General features: G+C 39.1%; 23 protein-coding genes, 2 tRNA genes and 1 other annotated feature. Of the genes, 20 read left to right on the top strand and 5 right to left on the bottom strand.

What is annotated here, in order from left to right; all coding sequences use genetic code 11:
* Window positions 1-60: 60 nt before the first annotated feature.
* On the top strand, window positions 61-1,161 hold the full coding sequence (locus LF822_RS08205; RefSeq protein WP_256521778.1) for an HD-GYP domain-containing protein: 1,101 nt from the start codon (window positions 61-63) through the stop codon (window positions 1,159-1,161).
* 210 nt (window positions 1,162-1,371) lie between these two features.
* Here the strand turns inward: LF822_RS08205 and LF822_RS08200 are convergent, their stop codons facing one another.
* Both LF822_RS08200 and LF822_RS08195 read right to left on the bottom strand, forming a co-directional pair.
* Window positions 1,372-1,575, bottom strand: coding sequence for a hypothetical protein (locus LF822_RS08200; protein WP_253924274.1), 204 nt, complete (start codon window positions 1,573-1,575; stop codon window positions 1,372-1,374).
* Between the two features lie 265 nt (window positions 1,576-1,840).
* Window positions 1,841-2,551, bottom strand: coding sequence for a YaaC family protein (locus LF822_RS08195; RefSeq protein WP_253923552.1), 711 nt, complete (start codon window positions 2,549-2,551; stop codon window positions 1,841-1,843).
* A 158-nt stretch (window positions 2,552-2,709) separates the two neighbouring features.
* Here LF822_RS08195 and guaB point away from each other — a divergent pair, with 158 nt between their 5' ends.
* The 6 genes from guaB (at window position 2,710) to LF822_RS08165 (ending at window position 9,198) form a co-directional block, all read left to right on the top strand.
* The gene (gene guaB / locus LF822_RS08190) at window positions 2,710-4,179 is read left to right on the top strand and encodes an IMP dehydrogenase (protein ID WP_253923551.1); all 1,470 of its coding nucleotides are present in this window, start codon (window positions 2,710-2,712) and stop codon (window positions 4,177-4,179) included.
* Between the two features lie 111 nt (window positions 4,180-4,290).
* The gene (locus tag LF822_RS08185; RefSeq protein WP_371925858.1) at window positions 4,291-5,628 is read left to right on the top strand and encodes a serine hydrolase; all 1,338 of its coding nucleotides are present in this window, start codon (window positions 4,291-4,293) and stop codon (window positions 5,626-5,628) included.
* Window positions 5,629-5,748: 120 nt separating this feature from the next.
* Window positions 5,749-6,633 (top strand): pyridoxal 5'-phosphate synthase lyase subunit PdxS, encoded by an 885-nt coding sequence (pdxS, locus tag LF822_RS08180; protein ID WP_253923550.1) that lies wholly within the window; start codon window positions 5,749-5,751, stop codon window positions 6,631-6,633.
* 97 nt (window positions 6,634-6,730) lie between these two features.
* Window positions 6,731-7,321, top strand: coding sequence for a pyridoxal 5'-phosphate synthase glutaminase subunit PdxT (pdxT, locus tag LF822_RS08175; RefSeq protein ID WP_253923549.1), 591 nt, complete (start codon window positions 6,731-6,733; stop codon window positions 7,319-7,321).
* Window positions 7,322-7,362: 41 nt separating this feature from the next.
* Window positions 7,363-7,588 (top strand) — a binding site (T-box leader).
* 51 nt (window positions 7,589-7,639) lie between these two features.
* Window positions 7,640-8,914, top strand: coding sequence for a serine--tRNA ligase (gene serS, locus LF822_RS08170; RefSeq protein ID WP_253923548.1), 1,275 nt, complete (start codon window positions 7,640-7,642; stop codon window positions 8,912-8,914).
* 191 nt (window positions 8,915-9,105) lie between these two features.
* Window positions 9,106-9,198 (top strand) — tRNA-Ser (locus LF822_RS08165).
* A gap of 523 nt (window positions 9,199-9,721) precedes the next feature.
* Here LF822_RS08165 and LF822_RS08160 read toward each other — a convergent pair.
* Window positions 9,722-10,405, bottom strand: a complete 684-nt coding sequence (locus LF822_RS08160; protein ID WP_253923547.1) for a deoxynucleoside kinase — start codon at window positions 10,403-10,405, stop codon at window positions 9,722-9,724.
* Window positions 10,402-11,043, bottom strand: a complete 642-nt coding sequence (locus LF822_RS08155) for a deoxynucleoside kinase (protein ID WP_253923546.1) — start codon at window positions 11,041-11,043, stop codon at window positions 10,402-10,404. Before LF822_RS08155 ends, LF822_RS08160 begins: the two co-directional genes overlap by 4 nt.
* A 161-nt stretch (window positions 11,044-11,204) precedes the next feature.
* Between LF822_RS08155 and LF822_RS08150 the strand changes: the two genes are divergently transcribed.
* The 6 genes from LF822_RS08150 (at window position 11,205) to LF822_RS08125 (ending at window position 16,304) form a co-directional block, all read left to right on the top strand.
* Window positions 11,205-11,277: transfer RNA gene (locus LF822_RS08150), tRNA-Arg, on the top strand.
* Between the two features lie 144 nt (window positions 11,278-11,421).
* A complete protein-coding gene (locus tag LF822_RS08145) occupies window positions 11,422-12,444 on the top strand; it encodes a tyrosine-type recombinase/integrase (RefSeq protein ID WP_253923545.1) in 1,023 nt (340 codons plus the stop codon).
* Between the two features lie 686 nt (window positions 12,445-13,130).
* Window positions 13,131-14,924, top strand: coding sequence for a hypothetical protein (locus LF822_RS08140; protein WP_253923544.1), 1,794 nt, complete (start codon window positions 13,131-13,133; stop codon window positions 14,922-14,924).
* Between the two features lie 44 nt (window positions 14,925-14,968).
* On the top strand, window positions 14,969-15,592 hold the full coding sequence (locus LF822_RS08135; RefSeq protein WP_253923543.1) for a hypothetical protein: 624 nt from the start codon (window positions 14,969-14,971) through the stop codon (window positions 15,590-15,592).
* Window positions 15,593-15,766: 174 nt separating this feature from the next.
* Window positions 15,767-16,012 (top strand): helix-turn-helix domain-containing protein, encoded by a 246-nt coding sequence (locus tag LF822_RS08130; RefSeq protein ID WP_253923542.1) that lies wholly within the window; start codon window positions 15,767-15,769, stop codon window positions 16,010-16,012.
* A gap of 10 nt (window positions 16,013-16,022) precedes the next feature.
* On the top strand, window positions 16,023-16,304 hold the full coding sequence (locus LF822_RS08125; RefSeq protein ID WP_253923541.1) for a hypothetical protein: 282 nt from the start codon (window positions 16,023-16,025) through the stop codon (window positions 16,302-16,304).
* A gap of 293 nt (window positions 16,305-16,597) precedes the next feature.
* Here LF822_RS08125 and LF822_RS08120 read toward each other — a convergent pair whose 3' ends face one another.
* The gene (locus tag LF822_RS08120; protein ID WP_253923540.1) at window positions 16,598-17,152 is read right to left on the bottom strand and encodes a tyrosine-type recombinase/integrase; all 555 of its coding nucleotides are present in this window, start codon (window positions 17,150-17,152) and stop codon (window positions 16,598-16,600) included.
* An 863-nt stretch (window positions 17,153-18,015) separates the two neighbouring features.
* Here LF822_RS08120 and LF822_RS08115 point away from each other — a divergent pair.
* The 7 genes from LF822_RS08115 (at window position 18,016) to LF822_RS08085 (ending at window position 22,283) form a co-directional block, all read left to right on the top strand.
* Window positions 18,016-18,417 (top strand): helix-turn-helix domain-containing protein, encoded by a 402-nt coding sequence (locus LF822_RS08115; protein ID WP_253923539.1) that lies wholly within the window; start codon window positions 18,016-18,018, stop codon window positions 18,415-18,417.
* 292 nt (window positions 18,418-18,709) lie between these two features.
* Window positions 18,710-19,108, top strand: a complete 399-nt coding sequence (locus LF822_RS08110) for a hypothetical protein (protein WP_253923538.1) — start codon at window positions 18,710-18,712, stop codon at window positions 19,106-19,108.
* A gap of 486 nt (window positions 19,109-19,594) precedes the next feature.
* On the top strand, window positions 19,595-19,885 hold the full coding sequence (locus LF822_RS08105; RefSeq protein ID WP_253923537.1) for a helix-turn-helix domain-containing protein: 291 nt from the start codon (window positions 19,595-19,597) through the stop codon (window positions 19,883-19,885).
* The gene (locus LF822_RS08100) at window positions 19,860-20,372 is read left to right on the top strand and encodes a phBC6A51 family helix-turn-helix protein (protein WP_253923536.1); all 513 of its coding nucleotides are present in this window, start codon (window positions 19,860-19,862) and stop codon (window positions 20,370-20,372) included. The genes LF822_RS08105 and LF822_RS08100 overlap by 26 nt, the downstream gene beginning before the upstream one ends.
* Window positions 20,373-20,406: 34 nt before the next feature.
* On the top strand, window positions 20,407-20,850 hold the full coding sequence (locus tag LF822_RS08095; RefSeq protein ID WP_253923535.1) for a hypothetical protein: 444 nt from the start codon (window positions 20,407-20,409) through the stop codon (window positions 20,848-20,850).
* A complete protein-coding gene (locus tag LF822_RS08090; protein WP_253923534.1) occupies window positions 20,831-21,475 on the top strand; it encodes a hypothetical protein in 645 nt (214 codons plus the stop codon). Before LF822_RS08095 ends, LF822_RS08090 begins: the two co-directional genes overlap by 20 nt.
* Window positions 21,476-21,710: 235 nt before the next feature.
* Window positions 21,711-22,283, top strand: coding sequence for a hypothetical protein (locus tag LF822_RS08085; RefSeq protein WP_253923533.1), 573 nt, complete (start codon window positions 21,711-21,713; stop codon window positions 22,281-22,283).
* Window position 22,284 lies beyond the last annotated feature (1 nt).

The following is a 22,284-nucleotide window of genomic DNA, read 5'->3' as shown; positions in this document are numbered from 1 at the left end:
AAGCCGCCTGACCTTTTAGAGGCAGAGCGGCTTTTTTATAAATAAAGAGGTGTGAGCGTATTGAAAGTACATCCATCCCAATTACAAGAAGGCTGTATTCTCGTTAAAGATGTTATGGTCAAAACGAAAAAACCGATTATTCCAAAGAACACAGTCGTTAATGACATACATATATCAGTATTACATAAATTTCAAATTCCTGCCGTAGAAGTCGGCCCCAGGCTTTCAAGCGGAAAACCTTTTGTCCCCTCAAAACAAATAGAAGAAACACCTATAAAAGAAAACTTCAAAGAACCTTCATCCAGAACTGAGCTTCCCTTTCATGACCATTACTTAGAAGCTGTGAAAAACTATCAGGAATGGTTTGAACAATGGCAGGGCGGATCTGCTATTCATATGCATGAAGTCCGTACATTTATGGTTCCGCTTATTGAAAGAGCTGTACACTCAAAACGCGAGCTTTTCCTGCTCCACCATTTTTCCTCAGAAGAAACCTATGGGGCCCATCATAGTGTAGCCATGGGGTTAATCTCTGCTTATTTAGCATCAAAATTAGGGTTCAGCCGCGGAGAGTGGATTCAGGCAGGTCTTGCCGGTTTATTGAGTGACAGCGGAATGGCGCGGATTGACCCTAAACTTCTTCAAAAAAAGGGACCTCTGACAGAGCAGGAATTTGAAAAGATAAAAAAGCATCCTACTTATTCCTACCGTTTAGTGGAAAATATCGCTTCGCTCGGGGGGCAGGCCAAGCTTGGTATTCTTCAGCATCATGAACGATTGGACGGAAGCGGATATCCGCTCGGTCTGAGAAAAGAAAAAATTCACCGCTTCAGCCAGATTATTGCAGTCAGTGATATGTACCATGCCATGACGTCTGAACGTATTTACCGGAAGAAGCAGTCCCCTTTTAAAGTATTAGAAGAGTTAATCCAGGAACAATTCGGCCGTTACGACCATCAGGTAATCCAAACCTTTATCAATGAAATGGCCAATTATTCGACAGGGACTAAAGTGAGGCTGACGACAAATCAAATGGCTGAAATTGTTTTTATAGAACCTGCTCATCCTACACGACCGATGGTGAGAATCGAAGAGAATTCCACTATAATTTCATTAAAGGATCATAAGGATCTCCATATTGATGAAGTCTATGACACTTGAAGAAACACGAAAACAGTCTCTAAAAAGGAGACTGGCAGCTTGTAGAGAAACCTTGTGTTTTACTACAAGCTTTTTTTTGTGCGCCCGTGCGGACAAATACCATTCGCTTTCCGCGGACGAACGCCCGAGCCTCCTCGTGAAAACCCCACTGCGGGGTCTCGGATCGCCCGTTTTTCCGCAGGAGTCTCCTGGTATTTGACCGCCCTTCACCTAACTCACCTTGGTTAGGTGAAGGGCAATCTTTTTCATGTTCTGGCAGGCAGCCGTCAGTAACGCCTGCTCTCGAACTTTTTCGGGGATAAAGGAGAAATCTATATATTGGTCAATCTTACGGAGTAAGTATTTTTCCGGGACAAGCTCTTCAATCGTTACGATTTCCATTTCATTTTGTCGTTCTTTTCTGGACTGAAACAAAAGATCACCCGATAACAAATAAACGCGGTGAAAAATAAAAGAAATCAAAAAAATTCAGGCTGTCGAGACTTTCTCGACAGCCTGCTAGTCTCTAAAAAGGAGACTGGTTTTTCAGTTTGTTGAGCTCGAAAGTGCGTATACATCCCTTGCAGGATTAGGAGGAAAGGGTTCTAGGAAACGACTCCCTTTCCTCGGGCCTTTATAGCCCTCCGGGTTCACCCCTTATTGTGTACATTCATCCAAGCTTTTTCAACAGTCTGGAACTCTAAAAAGGAGACTGTTTTTTTAGCCATGAAGACGTTAGATGATAAATTTGATGAGGCATGGAATCAAGAAAGTGATGAATAAATACATAATCTTCACGGTCGCGCAGCTGCATCATTTCCCCCCACCATTCCCCTTCGTAACGGACGAGCATACTCAAATTATAGAGTACAGCAAAAGAGGCAGTTAATTCTGGGAAAAGCGGTGTTTTCGGTGTTCTTTTTTCCTTGTAATCATAAATGGCCTGCATAAAAAGTAAGGGGTGAAGAAGATGGTCCATCGAGACTTTATTCGGGAAGGTTTGTATGCCGAATAAGCTCGATGCTGCATAAGGAAACAGTCCATGCGGCTGAATCCGAATCTCATCCTCTAAAAATCGATAATGCTGCTTTTTTCTTTTTCGGGTGGAGAGTCCGTGGGCCAGCACCTTAGAGGTTGTGGGATAAGCAGGATCCACCGTTACGATACAACTTTTTAAAAAATGAGTTAAACTATAGTAATAAAGTAAAGGCTTCACACTGAAGGGTGTCTGCGCAGCAGAAGTTAAGAATTCTTCTCCCAGTTGAAGACCATAACTAAACCGTTCGGCATTTTCATAAGCCAGCAGCTTCGCCTGTTCCTCTCCGTGATGCCGATAACAGTAATTTAAGTATTCCCGCGTATGAGAAGTGGATTTTAAGTACGTTAGAAACACGAGGTCCTGATTTGCCAAAGTCGTTCTCCTTTCCTATTATTTCAAGGGATACAGCTGATTTTATTCTTGAAAAAGCAGATTTATTGTCGTATTGTAATTAACAATAAGAAAGTGTATAACCATTACCCACTTACTTTACCCATATTTACCCAAACTATTTAAGGAGAGGATCAAGCATGCGTGAGGACAAGTTTACAAAAGAAGGATTAACGTTTGATGATGTTCTTTTGCTGCCTGCTAAGTCTGACGTTCTTCCAAGAGATGTCTCGTTAGCCACTGAATTATCGCCAACGTTAAAGCTGAACATGCCGATTATGAGTGCAGGTATGGACACGGTTACGGAAGCTCCTATGGCAATTGGAATGGCCCGGCAGGGTGGTTTAGGAGTCGTTCACAAAAACATGTCGATTGAAGAGCAGGCGGAACACGTCGATCGAGTAAAACGTTCGGAAAGCGGAGTAATTACCAACCCGTTCTTTTTAACTCCTGAACATCAGGTATTTGATGCTGAGCATTTGATGGGCAAATTCAGAATTTCAGGCGTGCCGATTGTGAATAACGAAAAAGAGCAGAAGCTTGTCGGTATTATTACGAACCGCGATCTTCGTTTCATGGACGATTATTCTCTTGCCATCAGTGAAGTGATGACGAGCGAAGATTTAGTGACCGCTCCGGTGGGCACGACTCTTGATGAAGCAGAGAAAATTTTGCAGAAATATAAGATTGAAAAGCTTCCGATGGTGGATTCGCAGGGTATCCTCAAAGGTCTTATCACCATTAAAGATATTGAGAAAGTGATTGAATTCCCGCTGGCCGCCAAAGACGAACAGGGACGGCTGCTCGTTGCTGCAGCGGTGGGTGTGACGGCTGATGCGATGACTAGAATTGATAAGCTTGTTGAAGCGCAGGTGGATGCCCTGGTAGTCGATACCGCTCATGGCCATTCACAGGGAGTGATTGAGCAGGTAAAACGTATTCGCGCGAAGTATCCTGACATTAATATCATTGCTGGTAACGTAGCTACTGCAGAAGCGACTCGTGAATTAGCCGAGGCTGGAGCGGATGTAGTTAAAGTGGGGATTGGACCTGGATCCATCTGCACGACACGTGTTGTAGCTGGTGTAGGGGTTCCTCAGATTACAGCTGTCAATGATTGTGCAATGGAAGCTTCAAAACATGGCATTCCTGTCATTGCGGACGGCGGTATTAAGTATTCCGGTGATATTGTTAAAGCAATCGCAGCAGGAGCTCATGCTGTAATGCTTGGCAGTCTGCTTGCCGGCGTTTCGGAAAGTCCCGGGGATACTGAAATTTATCAAGGACGACGCTTTAAAGTGTACCGCGGTATGGGATCAGTCGGCGCGATGGAGTCTGGATCTAAAGACCGCTATTTCCAAAGCGAATCAGAGTCGAAGAAATTGGTTCCAGAAGGGATCGAAGGCCGTATGCCGTATAAAGGACCACTCGGCGATTCCATTCACCAGCTGCTCGGCGGTCTCCGAGCTGGAATGGGGTATTGTGGTGCCAGAGAAATTGAAACGCTGCGCAAAGACGCTAAATTTACTAGGATTACTGGCGCAGGTTTGAGAGAAAGTCACCCACACGATGTTCAAATTACAAAAGAGGCGCCAAACTACTCCATTTGACCCTCAAAATAAATCATAGACAGGGACTTTTCCCTGTCTATTTTTTTATGGTGGCATATGGTAGAATATTAAAGATGCACATTATTTATTATTCCGTGGAGGTTGAGAGAGTTGAAGTTAAGATTACAAGCATCGTTGGTCCTGGGGATGGCCTTTATTTTAAGTGTCGTTACGGTTTTTGGAAATCCTGAACCTACATACGCAGACACAGTGGATGTTGAAGCCGATTCAGCAATACTAGTTGACGCAGAGTCAGGAAAAATTTTATACGAGAAGGATTCTGATTTAACATTACCTCCAGCAAGTATGGCGAAAATGATGACGGAATATCTCGTATTAGAAGCTATAGAAGAAGGCGAAATTGATTGGGAGACTACCACACAAATAAGTGATTATCCATATAGCATATCCGCTGACTCTACATTTTCTGGAGTTGGTTTAACACAAAGTCAAGATTATACGGTTCGTGAGCTTTATGAAGCGATGGCGATTAATTCTGACAATGCTACATCGATTGCACTAGCTGAACTAGTGGCAGGCTCAGAAGGCGAATTTGTAGAAATGATGAATGAGAAAGCGGAAGAATTAGGCATGGAAGATTACCAATTCGTTAATGCCTCCGGATTAGAAAATAGTGACCTTGGAGACAATTATCCTGAAGGTACAGAAAGAGACGATACGAACCTGTTATCGGCGCGGTCTGCGGCTATTTTAGCTTATCATCTTGTGAATGACTATCCAGAAGCACTGGAGATTTCCTCTGTGCCGGAAACAGAATTTGACGGCCAGGAGATTATTAACTGGAACCGTATGCTGCCTGGGATGCCGGGGCAGTTAGCGGCAGGAAGCTATGAAGGCGTGGATGGATTGAAGACAGGCTTTACCGATTTAGCCGGATACTGCTTTACAGGTACTGCGGAACGTGACGGTCAGCGTTTGATTTCTGTGGTTATGAAAACAGAAAGTGAAGATGCGCGTTTTGAAGAAACGAAGAAGCTTTTTGAATACGGCTTTAATGAATTTGAAGAAAAAGAATTATTCCAGGATGGCCACCAGATCGATGGCCAATCAGAAATTGAAGTTTCAAAAGGGAAAGATGATGCGGTAGAGCTTGAAACAGCAGGTGCGATTACGGCTCCGGTGAAAAGCGGCGAAGATGACCAATACGAGGTGGAAGTGAACTTATCGGAGGATTCTTTAGATAAGAACGGCCAGCTTGAAGCACCGTTTGAAGCAGGAGAAAAAGTAGGAACCGCTGAGCTTGTTTATAACGGTGAAGAAACGTACAGCGATCTGCATACAGGAGAAAAACTCCGTACAGAAGTAGATGTTGTCACTTCTTCAAGTGTAGAAAAAGCAAACTGGTTTATGCTGACGGTAGGTGCTGTAGGCGACTTTTTCAGTGATATTTACTCAAGTGCTGTAAGTGTAGTCAAAGGCTGGTTCTAAGCTGGGAAAAATCCAATTTATCTAGTAGGATTTAGCGCTCGTATGCGTTACAATAGATTTTAGGAAAAAAGATTCAGATCATTATGATCGACTATTATAGATATTCAGGGAGGAATTATCATGGCTCAAACAGGTACTGACCGCGTAAAACGCGGAATGGCAGAAATGCAAAAAGGCGGCGTCATCATGGACGTTGTAAATGCGGAGCAGGCAAAAATCGCTGAAGAAGCTGGAGCTGTAGCAGTAATGGCTCTCGAACGTGTTCCATCTGATATTCGTGCAGCGGGCGGCGTAGCGCGTATGGCGGACCCTACCATTGTAGAGGAAGTTATGAATGCCGTATCAATCCCTGTAATGGCTAAAGCACGTATCGGCCATATTACAGAGGCTCGTGTACTGGAATCCATGGGAGTAGATTATATCGATGAGAGTGAAGTATTAACTCCGGCTGATGAAATCTACCACATTAAAAAAGACGACTACACGGTACCATTTGTATGTGGTTGCCGAAACCTTGGGGAAGCGACCCGTCGAATTCGTGAAGGCGCGTCTATGCTTCGTACAAAAGGTGAACCAGGTACAGGAAACATTGTAGAAGCTGTCAGTCACATGCGTCAGGTCCAATCACAGATTCGTCAGCTGCAAAGCATGTCTGAGGATGAAGTGATGGTCTACGCTAAAGATCATGGCGCGCCATTCGACCTTCTGCTGGAAATTCGTGAAGAAGGACGTCTTCCTGTCGTAAACTTTGCTGCAGGCGGAATTGCTACCCCAGCTGACGCATCTCTAATGATGCAGCTAGGCGCAGACGGAGTTTTCGTTGGATCAGGAATCTTCAAGTCAGACAACCCGGCTAAATTTGCCCGTGCCATCGTAGAAGCAACCACTCATTACGACGACTATAAGCTGATCGCTGAAATTTCTAAAGGTCTTGGAACAGCGATGAAGGGTATTGAAATGAGCACATTAACAGAAGATCAGCGCATGCAGGAAAGAAGTCAGTAAGAAAGAAAAGCGGAGAGAGATGATTACGTCAAGCAGCCCCGTCCTCTTGTCCGCTCAAGTGAAGGGCAGCTTATGAAACAAAAAGGAGACATGCATCATGACTACAATTGGTGTGTTAGGGCTTCAAGGAGCTTTTCGTGAACACATCCGTTCGGTAGAAGCATCTGGAGCAGAAGGTATGGTCGTGAAGAAAATTGAACAGCTGGATGAGATTGATGGTTTGATAATCCCTGGAGGGGAAAGCACTACGATTCGTCGTCTCATTGATAAATACAATTTCCTTGAGCCTATTCGTCAATTTGGGCAGCAGGGAAAGCCGATCTTTGGTACGTGTGCTGGATTAATCCTGTTAGCTTCTGAAATTGATGGGTCTTATGATGTTCACTTAGGATTAATGGATATCCGCGTCCGCCGGAATGCCTTTGGCCGCCAGCGCGAAAGCTTCGAAGCGCCGCTGGATATTAAAGGTGTTGCTGATCAGTATAATGCAGTCTTTATTCGTGCACCTTATATTGAAGGGGTCGGAGATGGAGCCACTGTATTAGCTGAATACGAAGGCAATATCGTAGCTGCGAAGCAGGATAATTTCCTGGCCTGCTCATTCCATCCTGAGCTGACAGATGATCATCGATTAACCGAGCATTTTGTACAAATGGTCGAAGCTTCTAAAAAATCACTTGCATCTTAATCGAGAATCCGCTATTCTTATTTGAAAGATAGTGTAATTACGAAGATATGATGATAGGAGATAGTATCAGGTTTATTCTTCCTTAGAGAGTCAGTGGCTGGTGGGAACTGATGAAGAAGGCTTGAGAATCCGTCCTTGAGTAGTTTATCTGAACCTTTACGTAGGATAAACCGGCGTCTCACCGTTATGAGTCTTAAGCCGGAAGGTCATAGTGCCTTCAACCAGGGTGGTATCGCGGGAACTCATTACCAAGCTCTCGTCCCTTTTTTCAATAAAAGGGGCGGGAGTTTTTTAATTTTTATTAAAGGAGGACATACCATGTTAGACATGAAATATTTACGCCAGAACTTTGAAGACGTGAAGCAAAAGCTGCTAAAAAGAGGGGAAGACCTTTCTGATCTTGATACATTCGGTGATTTAGACAGCCGCCGTCGTGAGCTGATCCAGGAAACGGAAGAGCTGAAAGCAAAAAGAAATGAAGTATCAAAAGAAATTTCTACTTTGAAAAAGGAAAAAAAGGATGCGGACGATAAAATTAAAGAAATGCGTCAGGTAGGGGATCGCATAAAAGAGCTCGATGCTGAATTAAAACAGGTGGAGGAACGTCTTGATACGCTGCTGTTATCAATCCCTAACATTCCTCATGAAAGCGTCCCGGTGGGTGAGGATGAAGACGATAATATTGAAGACCGCAAATGGGGAGAGGTCCCTCAGTTTGACTTTGAAGCAAAGCCCCACTGGGATGTCGCCACAGATTTAGGAATTGTAGATTTTGAGAGAGCTTCTAAAGTGACCGGAAGCCGCTTTGTTTTCTATAAAGGGCTGGGGGCGCGTTTAGAGAGAGCCTTACTTAATTTCATGATGGACCTTCATTCCGACGAGCATGGCTATCAGGAAATGCTGCCGCCTCAGCTCGTTAACCGCACATCGATGACAGGAACCGGGCAGCTGCCTAAGTTTGAAGAGGACGCTTTTAAAATTGAAGATTGGGAATACTTCCTCGTGCCGACGGCTGAAGTCCCGGTTACCAATTATCATCGTGATGAAATTTTGAACATGGAGCAGCTTCCGCAAAAGTTTGTCGCCTTCAGCACAAACTTCCGCTCAGAAGCAGGATCTGCAGGCCGTGACACACGCGGACTGATCCGCCAGCACCAGTTTAACAAAGTAGAGCTTGTCCAGTTCGCTAAACCCGAAGATTCTTATCAAGTGCTGGAAGACCTGACAGGGCATGCAGAGAAAGTCCTTCAGCTCCTAAAACTTCCATACCGCGTCATGAGTATGTGTACAGGAGATTTAGGATTTACGGCTGCGAAGAAGTACGATATTGAAGTATGGATTCCAAGCAATGATACGTACCGTGAAATCAGCTCCTGCTCAAACTTCGAAGACTTCCAGGCCCGACGTGCCGGCATTCGCTTCCGCCGAGAAGAAAAAGGAAAACCTGAGTATGTGCATACACTAAACGGTTCTGGTTTAGCAATCGGCCGTACGGTAGCGGCCATTCTTGAGAATTATCAGCAGGAAGATGGTTCCGTGGTCGTCCCTGAGGTGCTTCAACCTTATATGGGCGGTAAAAAAGTGATTAAATAGTTTTTGAAAAAGGAACTGGCCAGCCTTTATTGGAGTCAGTTCCTTAATAAACATCATCGACATGACTGAGCACCGCCGTATTAGTATAATGGGCAGGCAGATAACCAATCTGTAAACAATTTCACAAAAAAATCGACAATAATATTGACGGATAAACTATGAAGTGATATATTATTTATTGTCGGTCACACGGAGGAGTACCCAAGTTCGGCTGAAGGGAGCGGTCTTGAAAACCGCCAGGGGCTTCACGGCCCGCGGGGGTTCGAATCCCTCCTCCTCCGCCATTATTTTCAACAATCGCGCATAAATATTGGAGATTATAGAGAACAGAAACCGCTGCAGCATGCAGCGGTTTTTCTTTTTATGCTAAAACCTAATGACAGGCCTGGGTCAGTTTAAAAGAGAATTCCTTCCCTATGCTGAAGGAATAGAAACAATTACTTTAATGACTTTATGCAAATAACTTAAAGCTCCCATAAAAAGCGCAAAAAACCGATACAAATATATAGAAGTATCCCCACGAGTCTTTATTCCTTCCTAAACTTCTCCATCCTATAATAAGAAAGTTAATACCTCCGGCAATCAGAGCGAAAGGCAGCAGTTTAATTGGGTGAGTTATATAAAAGCAAGACTAAATAGACCAAAAATCTTTTCGACTTTCATCCTTCCCCTCCTTATCTATTCTTATTATTTCAAAATTCACAAAATTAAACAAACCGTTTTTACACGTGCAATTGATGAGCATACTTTAAATCCAATAATAAAAAGCCCAAGCAATGAAAGGATTGCCTGGACTTCTGCTATAAATTACGTTAATAAGTGGCTGGACCGCCATTTGCGAGACTGTTGGATAAAGTGACCGATCTTCTCCAATACAGGATCGATGCTGGATTCATCATTTAATACATCGTAATCAGCGATATTGAGACGCAGCACAGGGCATGAATTAAAATTATCTATCCAGTTCTCGTATCGTTTAAACATCTCTTCCCAGTACTCTACAGGCGTCTGCTGCTCCATCTCGCGTCCACGTTCCTGAATGCGGCTGAAAATATCATCAAACGAGCCCTCAAGGTAAATAAGCAGGTCCGGATGTGGAAAATACGGCGTCATTACCATCGCATCAAACAAGTTGGTATACGTGTTATAATCTATCTCTGACATGGTCCCCTTTTCATAATGCATGCGGGCAAAAATTCCGGTATCCTCATAAATCGAACGATCCTGAATAAAACCTCCGCCGTATTCAAAGATCTTCTTCTGCTCCTTGAACCGCTCAGCAAGAAAGTAGATCTGCAGGTGAAAGCTCCAGCGTTCAAAGTCACTGTAAAATTTGTCGAGATAAGGATTGGTTTCAACTTTTTCGAAGGAGGTTCTAAAATTGAGAGCCTCTGCTAATGCATTGGTCATTGTGGATTTCCCTACACCTACCGTACCGGCAATCGTGATCACACTGTCATGAGGGATTCCGTAACGTTCACGTGCGTTCATTTCAATACTTCTCCTTTATTCAAGTGGCGCTTCACTTGGTCGACAATATAGTGTAAATCATCTTGACGCTTCACGAAGTCGAGATCATCTCCATTAATACGAATAACAGGAGTCTCTGGGTGTGCCGCTTCAAAATGGGTCATAAAATCCTCATAATCCTGAGACAGCTGTTCTAGATAGGATGGTTGAATGTTTGCTTCTATATCCCTGTTTCTCATGCGAATACGCTCGAGGAGGGTATCTAAACCGGCGTGCAGGTACACGACCATAGTAGGTTTCGGCATATCATTCGTCAGTATATCAAAAATTTGAGCATATTTATGGAATTGGTTTTCGCGCAATGTACGGCGGGCGAAGATCATATTTTTAGAAATGTGGTAATCAGCCACGACAGGCTTCCCCTGGTTTAAATAATCGCGCTCAATATCTTCCAGCTGTTTTACCCGGTTGCACAGGAAAAACATTTCCGTCTGAAAGCTCCATTCATCAATATTTTCGTAAAACTTGCCTAAAAACGGATTCTCCTCAACGATTTCCTTCAGTAAGTGAAAATCAAACTGGGAGGCGAGCTTTTTAGACAGAGACGTTTTACCAACCCCGATAGGGCCTTCCACTGCTATGAAAGGTAATTGTCTCATCTCTTATCCTCCTTATATCCGGTAAAAAACAAAATTCGATTCGTTTAGACAGACAAGTATTATTTTACCACACGAAAGAAAGGGAAGTAATAGATTGAATCGATTTATCAAATAAATTCCCTTTTCAATTGGTCGGTACTTTTGTATAATATGAATCATGTGCCCCCGTAGCTCAGGGGATAGAGCATCGGTTTCCTAAACCGTGTGCCGCAGGTTCGAATCCTGCCGGGGGCGTTTAGCCTACCATATCAGCGTTTGTCAACTCGTTAGCAATGGCGAGGGGAAACGGTCTGATTTCGTAAATAAGTACAAACCGACGTCTTTTTTCGTTCATTTGTCTGTATCGACAAATTGTAAACGAAAGGAGGCGTTTTTTGTTTGTCCAAAAACAGTCGTAAAGGTAAAGCAATTGTAAGACGGAGAACCACTAGTCCAAGCTATACTAATTCACACATTACGAATGATTATACAATCGAACAAGCTTTTGACAGTTTTATCTCATTAAAAAAAGCGACAGGTGTTAGAGATAGAACCATGAAAGATTATTATGTTCTTATGGATGGCTTTCGGAAATGGTTGTCAGTTAGTTATTCGGATATTGAAAACGTGTCTGATATTACAACTAATCTGTTACGTGAGTATATTGTTTACCTAAAGGAAGAACACATAAATCAAAAAACAAACGAAGTTGGATTGTCGCCTTTTACAATTAACGTGAGGATTAGATTTATGAAATGCTTCTTTAATGCTTTATACGAAGAAGAGATTATAAATAATAATCCCGTAAAGAATATTAAACTAATGCGGGTGGATGAAGATTCTTTTGAACCTCTCACGGATAAAGAAATAGACTTGTTGCTATCCATTCCTGATATTAGTCAGTATGCACAATTCAGGGATTTAGTAATGATGTATTTAATGTTAGATACGGGGATGAGAATTTCGGAAGTTTGCGATTTAGAAGTATCAGAAGTGGATTTTAAAACACGGTCAATTGTCCTTCCTGCGATTAAAAATAAGAATCGGAAGCCTAGAATATTACCTCTTTCAAATTCAGTAGTAAAACTACTCATGGAGTTGGTAACTGAAAATAAGGCTAACTTCGACACTGATTATGTAATGCTTTCGAATATAGGAACAAAATATAACCCTAACTCGTTTAGGAAGCGTTTAAACAATTATAAAGAACAAGCAGGAATAAGGAAGCGTATTTCACCGCATATGTTCCGACACATGTTTTGTAGAAATTTCATTATAAGCGGTGGCGACGTGTTCACCCTACAGAGGATAGTGGGACACGCGAATATAACTACTACTCGCAAATATATACAGATGGATGATAAAAGTATCCGTAACCAACACGCACTATATAGTCCGGTTTTACGTCTAAGGAAAAGGTAAAGGAGGGCTATTTAAGGAATATTTGAAAGCTTTGCATGAGAGGTAGCTTGTCTAAATAAAACCAAAAAGAAAAAGCCAGGCGTTCGCACCGCCTGACCAAATACTCGATATAACTAAATAGAAACACCGTTTAGCTACTTCCATATATTAACGAAAAAAGTTGATATTTGCAAGTTGTATTAAGTAATGCCATTTTTAGCAGCTATGCGGGTTTCCCGTCGTGGAATGCCCAATAACACGACGTAAATCTAACCTTGATAGGTAATGATTGAAGCCGACGCAAATAAATTCAATCGTAGCCACACTATAAGTGTTCCTTGTTTTGCTTGTGGTTACTAGGTGAGAACGACCATTAACGGTTCGGTTTGGTAGCTAGGCGTACTGCGGTACGGGTAGCAACGAATAGATAAAAGCACATAGGACTAGCTTTATGTGTAGAAAGTTCGTTGTTGGAGAAGTCCAAGCGTTCAAACAAGGTGATACTGCGGAACCCTCAACAACTCGGTTCAATTCAGAATTAAGGAACGTCTGCTTTTAGCATTCTTTTTTGAATGCTTCAAAGGTAGTCGTTCTCATGACCAACGTTTCCTAAGCAATCTGGTTAATTCAGGCATAGGGGAGAGAAATATACTAGAATCTAGTATAATAAACCCATAAAAAGAATTAATAGGAAGTGGGGTTTGGTCATGAGTATTTCTGTTTACGATAAACTAGAAACAAAAATTAGTTCTTTAAGAAAGATGTTAAGTAAAACTGATACTGAATCTTTGCTTTTCATAATAGCTGAAGAATTTGGAAATATGACAACCCCATCAGAAGATATATTTACGAAGACAAATTTAAGTTCTCCCTTTAAGCAATACATGTATGTAATAGGGTTAATCTTATCAAGTGAAGAAAACGAAAAGGTAACAATACTTCAAGAAGATAGAATGGAACGAATTAAAAGAAATCTCAATGAAATAGTCGATTTATATAGTGAGTTATTTGAACCTGAAGATGAAGAAGATGTTAATGAACAATGGATTAAATCAAGGGAAATAAGCATGCAGGTATTTTTGAATTATTTTAATACAAACTATCTTACATATGAAGAACAAGTAATAGATAGATTAAATGAATGGTTTTTACCTTATTCAGATTATATTAAGAGTCAAATGAGTATATCAGTTGAAGAACTAATAAATATTCACCTATTTATTCAAAATAAGCTTCAAGAGAAATTGGATAATATCAAAAGTCTTCAAGAAAAAGCACAGGGAGACCAAGCCATAATCTTTAATTATGTTAAAAAAAATGGAGGAACTTTTGAACAAGCTAGAAAAAATTTATATCTAGCTAATATGGAAAAATTCGATAGAGAATTACAATTAATGCCCCGACTTGAAGTTGCTGAGTTAAGAAATGAATTTGGTGAAGAAGTAGCTGAAAGATTTATTGAATTATTTTCAATGGAAAGGGAAAAAAGGGACTTTTTTTATTACACTGAAACAAATCCTTTTGAAAAATCTCCTATATGGAAGAAATCAGATAATTTATTATTTATTCCTATACAAAAACAAATTATACATGCTATTTACATCCAACTTAGTTCTCTAATGGAAAATAGTAAATTGAAATTAAGTTTCTATAAAAATCGGGATAACCAAACTGAGAAAAAGGCTGGAAATATATTTAAGGGCTTTTTTAAAGAGAAAGCAAATTATTATACCTCGGTATTTGAAGATAATCAGTCTCAAAATGAACATGATTTAGTGATAGAATTTGAGAATTATTTGTTAATCGTTGAAGTCAAAGCCTCTAAGGTTAAAGAACCCTTCAGAAATCCTGATAAAGCTTTCAAAAGAATTAAAGGTGACTTTAACAGTGATGGTGGAATTCAAAAAGCCTATAACCAAGCAAACAATCTAAAGAATATTATAAATTCTAAAGAAAAAACTGTATTGTATAATTCAAAAGGTGATGAATTGGTTACTCTTGAAAGAAGTAAGATACAAAAAGTTTATAGTATAGTTGTTACTGCAGAAGAAATGGGAATACTGGCGGTGAATTTATCATATTTACTCACAAAAGAAAGTGGTGAACAATATCCATGGGCTACTAATATTTTTGATTTGGAAACTGGCTTAGAAGGTATTAAATATATGAATAAAGACCAATATGAATTTTTGAATTATTTGGATGAAAGAGAAAAGTATCATCCCCAATTCATTACTACGGACGAGTTAGAAATACTAGGACACTATTTAGAAAATGGAAGTTTTGAAAACTTAGAAGTTTCAAATCACTTTATTTTCTTTGACCCAAATTTTTCAATGTTATTTGATGACATATATTTTGAAAAAGGAGGCTTTATTCCTCCATCTATTGCCATTGAGTCTAGTAGAAGTAAAAAGCAGTTTAACCCAAATAAAAAAAAACCAGGTAAGAAGAAAAATAAACGTAAGCAAGCAAAAAAGAGTAGAAAAGGAAATCGGTAATAGAAATACCGCTGAAATAATTTTAAAAATTTGAGGTGGTTATTATGAATACAAGCGAAATTTTTAACTTAATCACCATATTAGTAAACATCTCATTACTGCTTGTAACAATCGGTACGGTTTTATTTGCAAAACGTAATGTACAAGCTATTGATTCTCCAAGGCTTGTTGTCACAAGAACAAACAATAAGCTAACTAGGAAGGATGGAGAACAACAGTTCATTAAAGTAAGAGTAAAAAACTTTGGTAATGGAATAGCGTTAAGAACATATCTAATTGTCATAACTGAAGATAAACAATGTCACTTATCAAAGCCACTTGCAACATTAGAAAATAGTAGTACTGATGAAATTGAGGTCGAAGTTGGCTTTAGGGATGAGGTTAGAAAAGCTTTTGTAGTGAGTAATGATTTTTTTAATGACTATTACAAATTACAGGTCAACGTTAAGTTTGATAATTCACATCTTCACTCTATGGTTGAACCGGTAAGAAAGGTAGCTAAGTATGGTATATCTAGAGTAATGATTTATTATTGGATGAAAAAAGCAAAGAAACAAGGTAACACTTACCCTGATTTAATAGAACGCCAACGTAAAAAGGAACTGAAAGAAATAAGAGAGAAGTTAGGTGGGATGGTATTTGTACCAAAAGATAAAAATTCGGATTAGAGAGTAAGCTATGATAAATGAAGAATCTCTAAATAATCGTGTGATTTCACATTGTGAATTCCTAGTTTCCTTAATTGGACTAGGTTTTTTATATAGCAATATTTTCATGGTAAATATTTACTATTAATTGGAAGTAGTATAAATTAATTAAGAACAATAGTTAGGAGGGAAAATGTGTATAAAAACGATTATAGTAGAAAAATAGACATATCAAATATTGCTAAAAGAAAAGGCATAAGTAAAGCAGCACTCCAAGAATACATTGATAAGCTTGTGAAGGGAGGATTCTTCATACATAAAGGTAAAGACATGTATGATATAAGTCCTTATGTTAATGTCCTTACTCAATATACTTCAGAACGTAGGGAAGGTAAAGAAGTGGATATAAAGGAACTTGTCGATAAGACAATTGGGAGATAGGAGGATAAGTATGGAACAAGTAAGATATATGGTAAAAGACATGGTTTGTAAATTAATCGTCGAAGATATGAGTTTTCAAGAATTATGTTCTAAGCTGGATAACATGGGTATTACCGTGGACATTGATACTGGAATGTATAAAACGTTAATATACTTAACTAATGACTATTACTTATTGGCAGAGTTAACTGAACGAATTGAAGATAAATCAGAAGACGCAGAGGAAGCAATTGAATTAATTGTAGACCTGGTATTAGAAAAATACGGACTTAGTGATACTGTAATGAACTAAGACCGTCTTTCAACATAGAGTAGTCTTTCGACATTTCTATGTATCCTAACATGAAGTTATAAAACCCATAAAACACGCCCCACAAGCACACATATCTATGACTCTCCATTGGTACATATATTGTCCAATTCCTTGCCATCACTACATTTAAGGTTTATTCACCGTATGTAAAGAAGTATCAATTGTCACTTATTTAAATATTATTCAGTTAGTCTTATATAGATGAATTAACAATGATTATACAGTAAAAAGACGGCGAGAAACTTAATTCTCTACCGTCTTATTCCTCGTTCTTATAGTTTAAAGTCAGCTAAACTTTCCTCTATTTCTTCTTCGGTTATACCTATATACCTTTTTGTTATATCGGGGTGAGTGTGGTTCAAGATACTTTGTAGGCTTGCCATGTTTAAGTGCTTCTTATAATACCAATAGCCGAACGTCTTACGCATTGTATGAGTTCCTATGCCTTCCTCTATATCTACCATTACCCCTGCTTTATTTAACGCCCTATATGCTTGTGTGGTACTGATAGCCTTATCCCCTTTACGTGAAGGAAATAACCACTCACTATCCAAGCCCTTCACATATGCTTGTATATCCTCATACACACTATCTAAGTAAATGACACGGGGCTTATTAGTTTTCCCCTCTTTAATCTTAACACGCTTCTTATACCTTACGTCCTTAACTCTAAGTCTTAACATATCCCCCACTCTAAGCCCTGTATTAATTCCTAGTATGAATAGTATGTAATCACGTTCCCCACAATGGCGGCGAAGTGACCACTTCATATCCTCTATTACTTCCTTATCTCTTATCGGTTGAACGTCCTTAACTTGATTAGGCATTGTATATAGACACCTTTCTTAATCCCTTGTATAGCAGGGAAATGAATGTACGTTTTTGTTAGTGTATGTCTAATATATAACCAATCATTAACAAACGCAATAGATAAAAGGAAATGAATGTACGTTTTTATATGATTTCTTACATTAGATTAATCTACTGAAAGTTATTTCGGTTTAAAATAATTAAACAATATAAACCGTGTGTTTATTGTAATAACTTTATTGCTACCTTTATTCATAGAAACACAGAGGCAGCCACAGACGAGAATATACAACAGGAAATACGGCAAGAGAAAGAGGTTAGAACGTCCACAGATAAGCTAAGGGGCGGTATGGGGGGACGCGGGTATCCGTATAACGGGAACGGGCGAACAGTGAATTTCTACACCAAATTTAAACCGTCGGGTGATACGTCTAAACAAACTAACGTTACCCTAAAAGCGACTAACAATAGGATATGAACATCCGTCTACACCTTTCCGAACAATGGTTCAAGTTGAAATAGTCCTCATATTGTAGCCCCTCATACTTACTTGAAAACAAATTCAACCTCTCTAAAATCTGAAAATCGCTAGAAAAAATTCCCCACTAATTTTAAACCTTCGAATGAGACATTTATAACTTTTTGTCACGGATTCTTATTTTTACCCCAACTATTAAGAAGAATGTCACGGAATGGCGATTTCATATCCAATAAAAAATATAGATTAGACAAGATGAGTTCAGCAGAAATTAGTAGAGTTCACGTATATGTCAAAACTTTCAACAAAAGGTGGTTGTATTTGACCCGTAATTGAAAGGACTTATATAGGCACTTTTTGAGTGTCAAAACAAAAAGAGAGACGAAAGGGAGTTATCTAGTTATGGAACAACAACAGGTGAAAGCAAAAGTAGGAGAACTAACACAGGAGGGGTTTTTCTTGAAAGTGTATGCACCATTATTTAATAGTGGTATTTCTAAGGATATAGGCATGGACGGGGTAGGGCTATTAATTACTATTGCTTCTTACATGAACAAACACGGCGAAGCATACCCGACACAAAGACAACTAGCGGAGAAGTTAGGGGTTAGACCTAATACAATTACCCGACAAGTTAAGAAACTATTAGAGTATCGCTATAATGGTAAGCCAATCATTACAAGAGAACTACGTGAGAATAAAAGAGGGGCTAATAATTCAGTTTATCGGATTAAGCCCATTTCACAGATTGCAGTATTCGAAGGCAAGCGAGAAGAAGTTATCTTTCATAAGAAAAATGATTAATCACAAGGTTTGTGACAGGGGTTATATTCAAAAACGATATATGGTTGTATCAAAAAACGTTATTTGGTTGTATCGCGTATCAATACGTAACTAGAACCATTAACTAGAACCATATAACAAGATAAACATGAGGAAGAAAATCACTTCCTCTATTATTTACAAAACAATAGAAATTAAGATTTTTTCTACAATATAGAATAAAGATTAAGACCTAGACCATGTTCCGCACCAGACGACGGGGCGGTCGGTCATTTTGTAATGAATATTCAATAAGTAAAGGAGACTTTTAAACATGTTTACTATTGTAAAAAACATCCAAGGAGTATCCATAAAAATTGACCAGAACAACAATATAATTTCTTGTGAATGTACCGTATGTAAGGAGGAAAAAAACACAGATGGCTTCAAGAACACTACTAAAGGTATATGCCTAGATTGTGGAGAAGCAAGCGTAAGCGACGATGTAGAATCCCTTGACAAAGCTATGAATGAATTAATGGACGAGTTTGTAAAGGATGATACGACAAAGCGAACTGTTCAGCTTAATAATAAAACGGTTGACCGTATAGCAAGCCTACAAGAACGGTACGGCATTAATATTTTGTCCGTATTATCTAATAAGGTACTGAACAACGCATTAGACCAAATTGAGATTGAATATAACCAAGAATTAACGGAAGGAGTTAAGTAACGATAAAAATTGGCAAAGAAGTATGTGAGGAAATGACTTCGGAAATCTTACACGAAGTAGAGAGGAACGAAAAGTGTTAGGCATATATAGTTATGGTGTTGAATGGGAATCTTAGTCCACTAACCTGCAATATTGCAGAACGATATGGATAGGCGTATGAATATTGTATTTTAAAAAAATTAAGGTCTACGCTTGTTATTCTTATTGGAATAATGTCTAGTACATTAGGAAATAAGATTGGCTTTTATTCTTCTATTTCATCTATCAACCTTATTACATTTACTTGTATTTAACGTTGACAGTATGAGTAGAAGAATGAGAAAGGGAACTTTATATTCCTTAACTTTTTCTAGTGCTTACAATATGTTTCATTAGTTAAATTCTCCTTCTGTATTGCAGGGTTAAGCTTTCCAGCTTTCCCTGCTTTTCTTATGGAGAGAAGCGTAACATTTTTAATTAAATATGATTTTAAAGGAGGTTAAATATATGAAAGAAACGTTCGAACTACGCGGTACTGTTATTCGCATGGCACGTCTCATGAGAAATTTATCAGTCGATGAATTCAGCAAGTTAACGGGGATTAGTCCCAACTACGTCGCTATCATGGAACGAGAAGAAGCGACTATTTCACACAGAAACTATTACAGATTTCTAAGGGCTTTACGTCGAGATTTAAAAGTAAGTGACCAAACAATCGCAGCATTCACGTTAATCGTAGAGTTTGAAGAAAATAAGCAGGAGGTTTTAAAGAATGAAGAGGGATTCGAGGTTAAATGAAAAACAAATAAGAATTTTATTAGATTACTTCGACAGAAGTTTAGGCGGGGAAACACAGGCGGATATTGCTAAATCACATGGGATAAACAGGAAAACTCTATCTTTATGGGCGAATAGTGACCACGGTAAACAGAAGCACAACGAATGGAAAAAAGAAGCCACAAGGGACGCCATACCACAGTATTATGATGTCTTAAAAGAGAAGGCACTTTCGGGAAGTTATAAACATATGGAACTATTTGCTAAGGTATTTGATTTATTGTCCGCAGAGAAAAAAGAAATCGTTAGTAAGGAAGAAAAACTTGACCCTGTAAAAGATGGCTATACTTCCGAGGATATAGCAGAACTAGACGCGTTACTTTACACCGACGAAGAACGAAAACAAATGAAGGAAAAAGAAGAACAAGAGATACGCGAAAAAGCAGAACTAGAGGAATTAAGAAAGATAGCAGGTGAGAAGAACCCTTACATTAAACGGGTGAAGTAATTATAAATAAAGTTTCAAGAAGGAGAGAAAGCAAATGGGAAAGAGGAAACTTGGTGGTTTTTATGTGGATTATCACCAAAACCCAGTAACCATTAAAGACAATAGAGGGGAATATATTGAGGATAACATTAAGAAGGTAAAGAAACTCTATGATTCAATTTCTAAGGAGTTGGACAAAAATATCCAAAGCCGAAATAAGATTGTTGACAATATCATGGAGAAGCAAAATAATCCGAATTCTAAATATAACCTTTTGTTAAGAAAGACCGACAAAAGTAAGGCGGAACATGAGGAACTAACGAAAGCTACCATAGTCATTGAAAATGGTTATAACAAGCTTATCTATTTAGAAAGAAACATTAGACAGGGGAAACGGTGCTTAATTGCAAAGTACCCGCCCGAAGTAATGAAAGAGGTATATAGCTATCTAGGAGAACAATTTGAGGGGGATTTATATAATGAAATTATACAAGGGTAATGCAGTTAAACGAGTTGAGAAGCTACTAACAAACGGTGAGAAGCGTAAAGAGAAACTACAAACAAAGCTAAAGGACTTACGAGACGAACATAAGAATTTATATGAAGCCGAACAGGATGATTTAAACTTAGCTATCATTGAAGGTGGAGAACCAACTAAGAAGCTAACCACAGACCGTAAAAAGGTTGAGGAAGAAATTAAAGACGTTCAAGAAACATTGTCTAAGGTTGATACGGCTATTCAGTCCGAACTAGAGAAGGCTAAGAAGGAAGTCGAGGAAGAAAGAAAGCAGTTTGTAAAGGACGCAGGAGAGGACTTCTATAAGCTATATGACGAACTAAACGCAATTAAGATTCAGTACCTAGAGAAGTTAGTCGAGTACGCGGAGAAGAAAAGCGAGTTTACAAAGGACTACAATAAGACGTTTAACAATGTACGGAACACGTTGGGGCTATCTTATAAGAATCCCCGCGACTTCTACGAACTATCATTAAGCCGTCGTTATCAATCACGGGATAGAAATTACTACACGCCTATTGTGCTTCCCGACGAGTTAAGCACGGCATTACACGATAAGAAAGTTTCTTCTATCACATTGGAAAACAAGGAGACATTTAAGAAATAAAACACCTTATGTATTGTGGAATTAAAAGAGGCACTAAGCACGGATTAAATAAGTTTAAGGCGGGTTGGTCACTCCTTCCCGTCTTTTCTAATTTATAAGAAGGTGGAGGAAACAATGAAACAGGAAAACAGATTGTATGGAAGATTAGACATGCTAGTTATTGTTATAGGTTCATTCTTAGCTATTCATACAATTTTATAAAAGAGAGAGACACAGAAAAGGGGGATATAAGAAAATGTTAATCACTAAGAGGAATTGGAAAACAATCATATTTACAGATGATAAAGGAAGAATGACAAGCCGAGTCTGTACGGATTGTGGAAAGTTTAGAACGGCTAAACATTTTGATACTATGTCGAACGGGTTCAGCAATAAACGCCCTAATTGTTCTAAGTGCTACGAGAAGACGAACAGAAAAACAAAAGTTATAAGGGCAAACAAATACCGTGCTAAATTGGCAGGGTTGCCGTCTACTATGACTTTTGAACTTAGGGAACAAGCATTAAAAGAACAAGGATATAAATGTCTATTAACTCATGAAACCGAGGACATAACCACAGACCATTTTACCGCCCTTTCATGGGGTACAGGATTAGGCGACACTTACGAGAATGTTATTTATGTAAGCAGGGCTATTAATTCATCTAAAGGAACGAGAAACCCCTTTATATGGATTAGAACACAGTCACATGATATTCAGAAACGTTTCTACAATGTCTTAATTCCAATGTTAGCAAGCAGGAACGATATGACTACTAAGCAATTCGAAGAATATGTAAATCAAACTCACGCAGAAGGGACTATATAAA

The organism is Halobacillus sp. A5, from assembly GCF_024189315.1.
Classification (GTDB): Bacteria; Bacillota; Bacilli; order Bacillales; family Halobacillaceae; genus Halobacillus_A.
Note: the sequence above shows the minus strand (reverse complement) of the source record. Positions and strands in the feature narration are given on the sequence as shown.

Excerpts from the sequence above, each read along its gene's own strand:
- guaB (WP_253923551.1), top strand. The coding sequence starts at position 2,710 with ATGCGTGAGGACAAGTTTACAAAAGAAGGATTAACGTTTGATGATGTT.
- pdxS (WP_253923550.1), top strand. The coding sequence starts at position 5,749 with ATGGCTCAAACAGGTACTGACCGCGTAAAACGCGGAATGGCAGAAATG.
- pdxT (WP_253923549.1), top strand. The coding sequence starts at position 6,731 with ATGACTACAATTGGTGTGTTAGGGCTTCAAGGAGCTTTTCGTGAACAC.
- serS (WP_253923548.1), top strand. The coding sequence starts at position 7,640 with ATGTTAGACATGAAATATTTACGCCAGAACTTTGAAGACGTGAAGCAA.
- LF822_RS08160 (WP_253923547.1), bottom strand. The coding sequence starts at position 10,405 with ATGAACGCACGTGAACGTTACGGAATCCCTCATGACAGTGTGATCACG.
- LF822_RS08155 (WP_253923546.1), bottom strand. The coding sequence starts at position 11,043 with ATGAGACAATTACCTTTCATAGCAGTGGAAGGCCCTATCGGGGTTGGT.
- LF822_RS08140 (WP_253923544.1), top strand. The coding sequence starts at position 13,131 with ATGAGTATTTCTGTTTACGATAAACTAGAAACAAAAATTAGTTCTTTA.
- LF822_RS08135 (WP_253923543.1), top strand. The coding sequence starts at position 14,969 with ATGAATACAAGCGAAATTTTTAACTTAATCACCATATTAGTAAACATC.
- LF822_RS08125 (WP_253923541.1), top strand. The coding sequence starts at position 16,023 with ATGGAACAAGTAAGATATATGGTAAAAGACATGGTTTGTAAATTAATC.
- LF822_RS08120 (WP_253923540.1), bottom strand. The coding sequence starts at position 17,152 with ATGCCTAATCAAGTTAAGGACGTTCAACCGATAAGAGATAAGGAAGTA.
- LF822_RS08115 (WP_253923539.1), top strand. The coding sequence starts at position 18,016 with ATGGAACAACAACAGGTGAAAGCAAAAGTAGGAGAACTAACACAGGAG.
- LF822_RS08110 (WP_253923538.1), top strand. The coding sequence starts at position 18,710 with ATGTTTACTATTGTAAAAAACATCCAAGGAGTATCCATAAAAATTGAC.
- LF822_RS08105 (WP_253923537.1), top strand. The coding sequence starts at position 19,595 with ATGAAAGAAACGTTCGAACTACGCGGTACTGTTATTCGCATGGCACGT.
- LF822_RS08100 (WP_253923536.1), top strand. The coding sequence starts at position 19,860 with ATGAAGAGGGATTCGAGGTTAAATGAAAAACAAATAAGAATTTTATTA.
- LF822_RS08095 (WP_253923535.1), top strand. The coding sequence starts at position 20,407 with ATGGGAAAGAGGAAACTTGGTGGTTTTTATGTGGATTATCACCAAAAC.
- LF822_RS08090 (WP_253923534.1), top strand. The coding sequence starts at position 20,831 with ATGAAATTATACAAGGGTAATGCAGTTAAACGAGTTGAGAAGCTACTA.
- LF822_RS08085 (WP_253923533.1), top strand. The coding sequence starts at position 21,711 with ATGTTAATCACTAAGAGGAATTGGAAAACAATCATATTTACAGATGAT.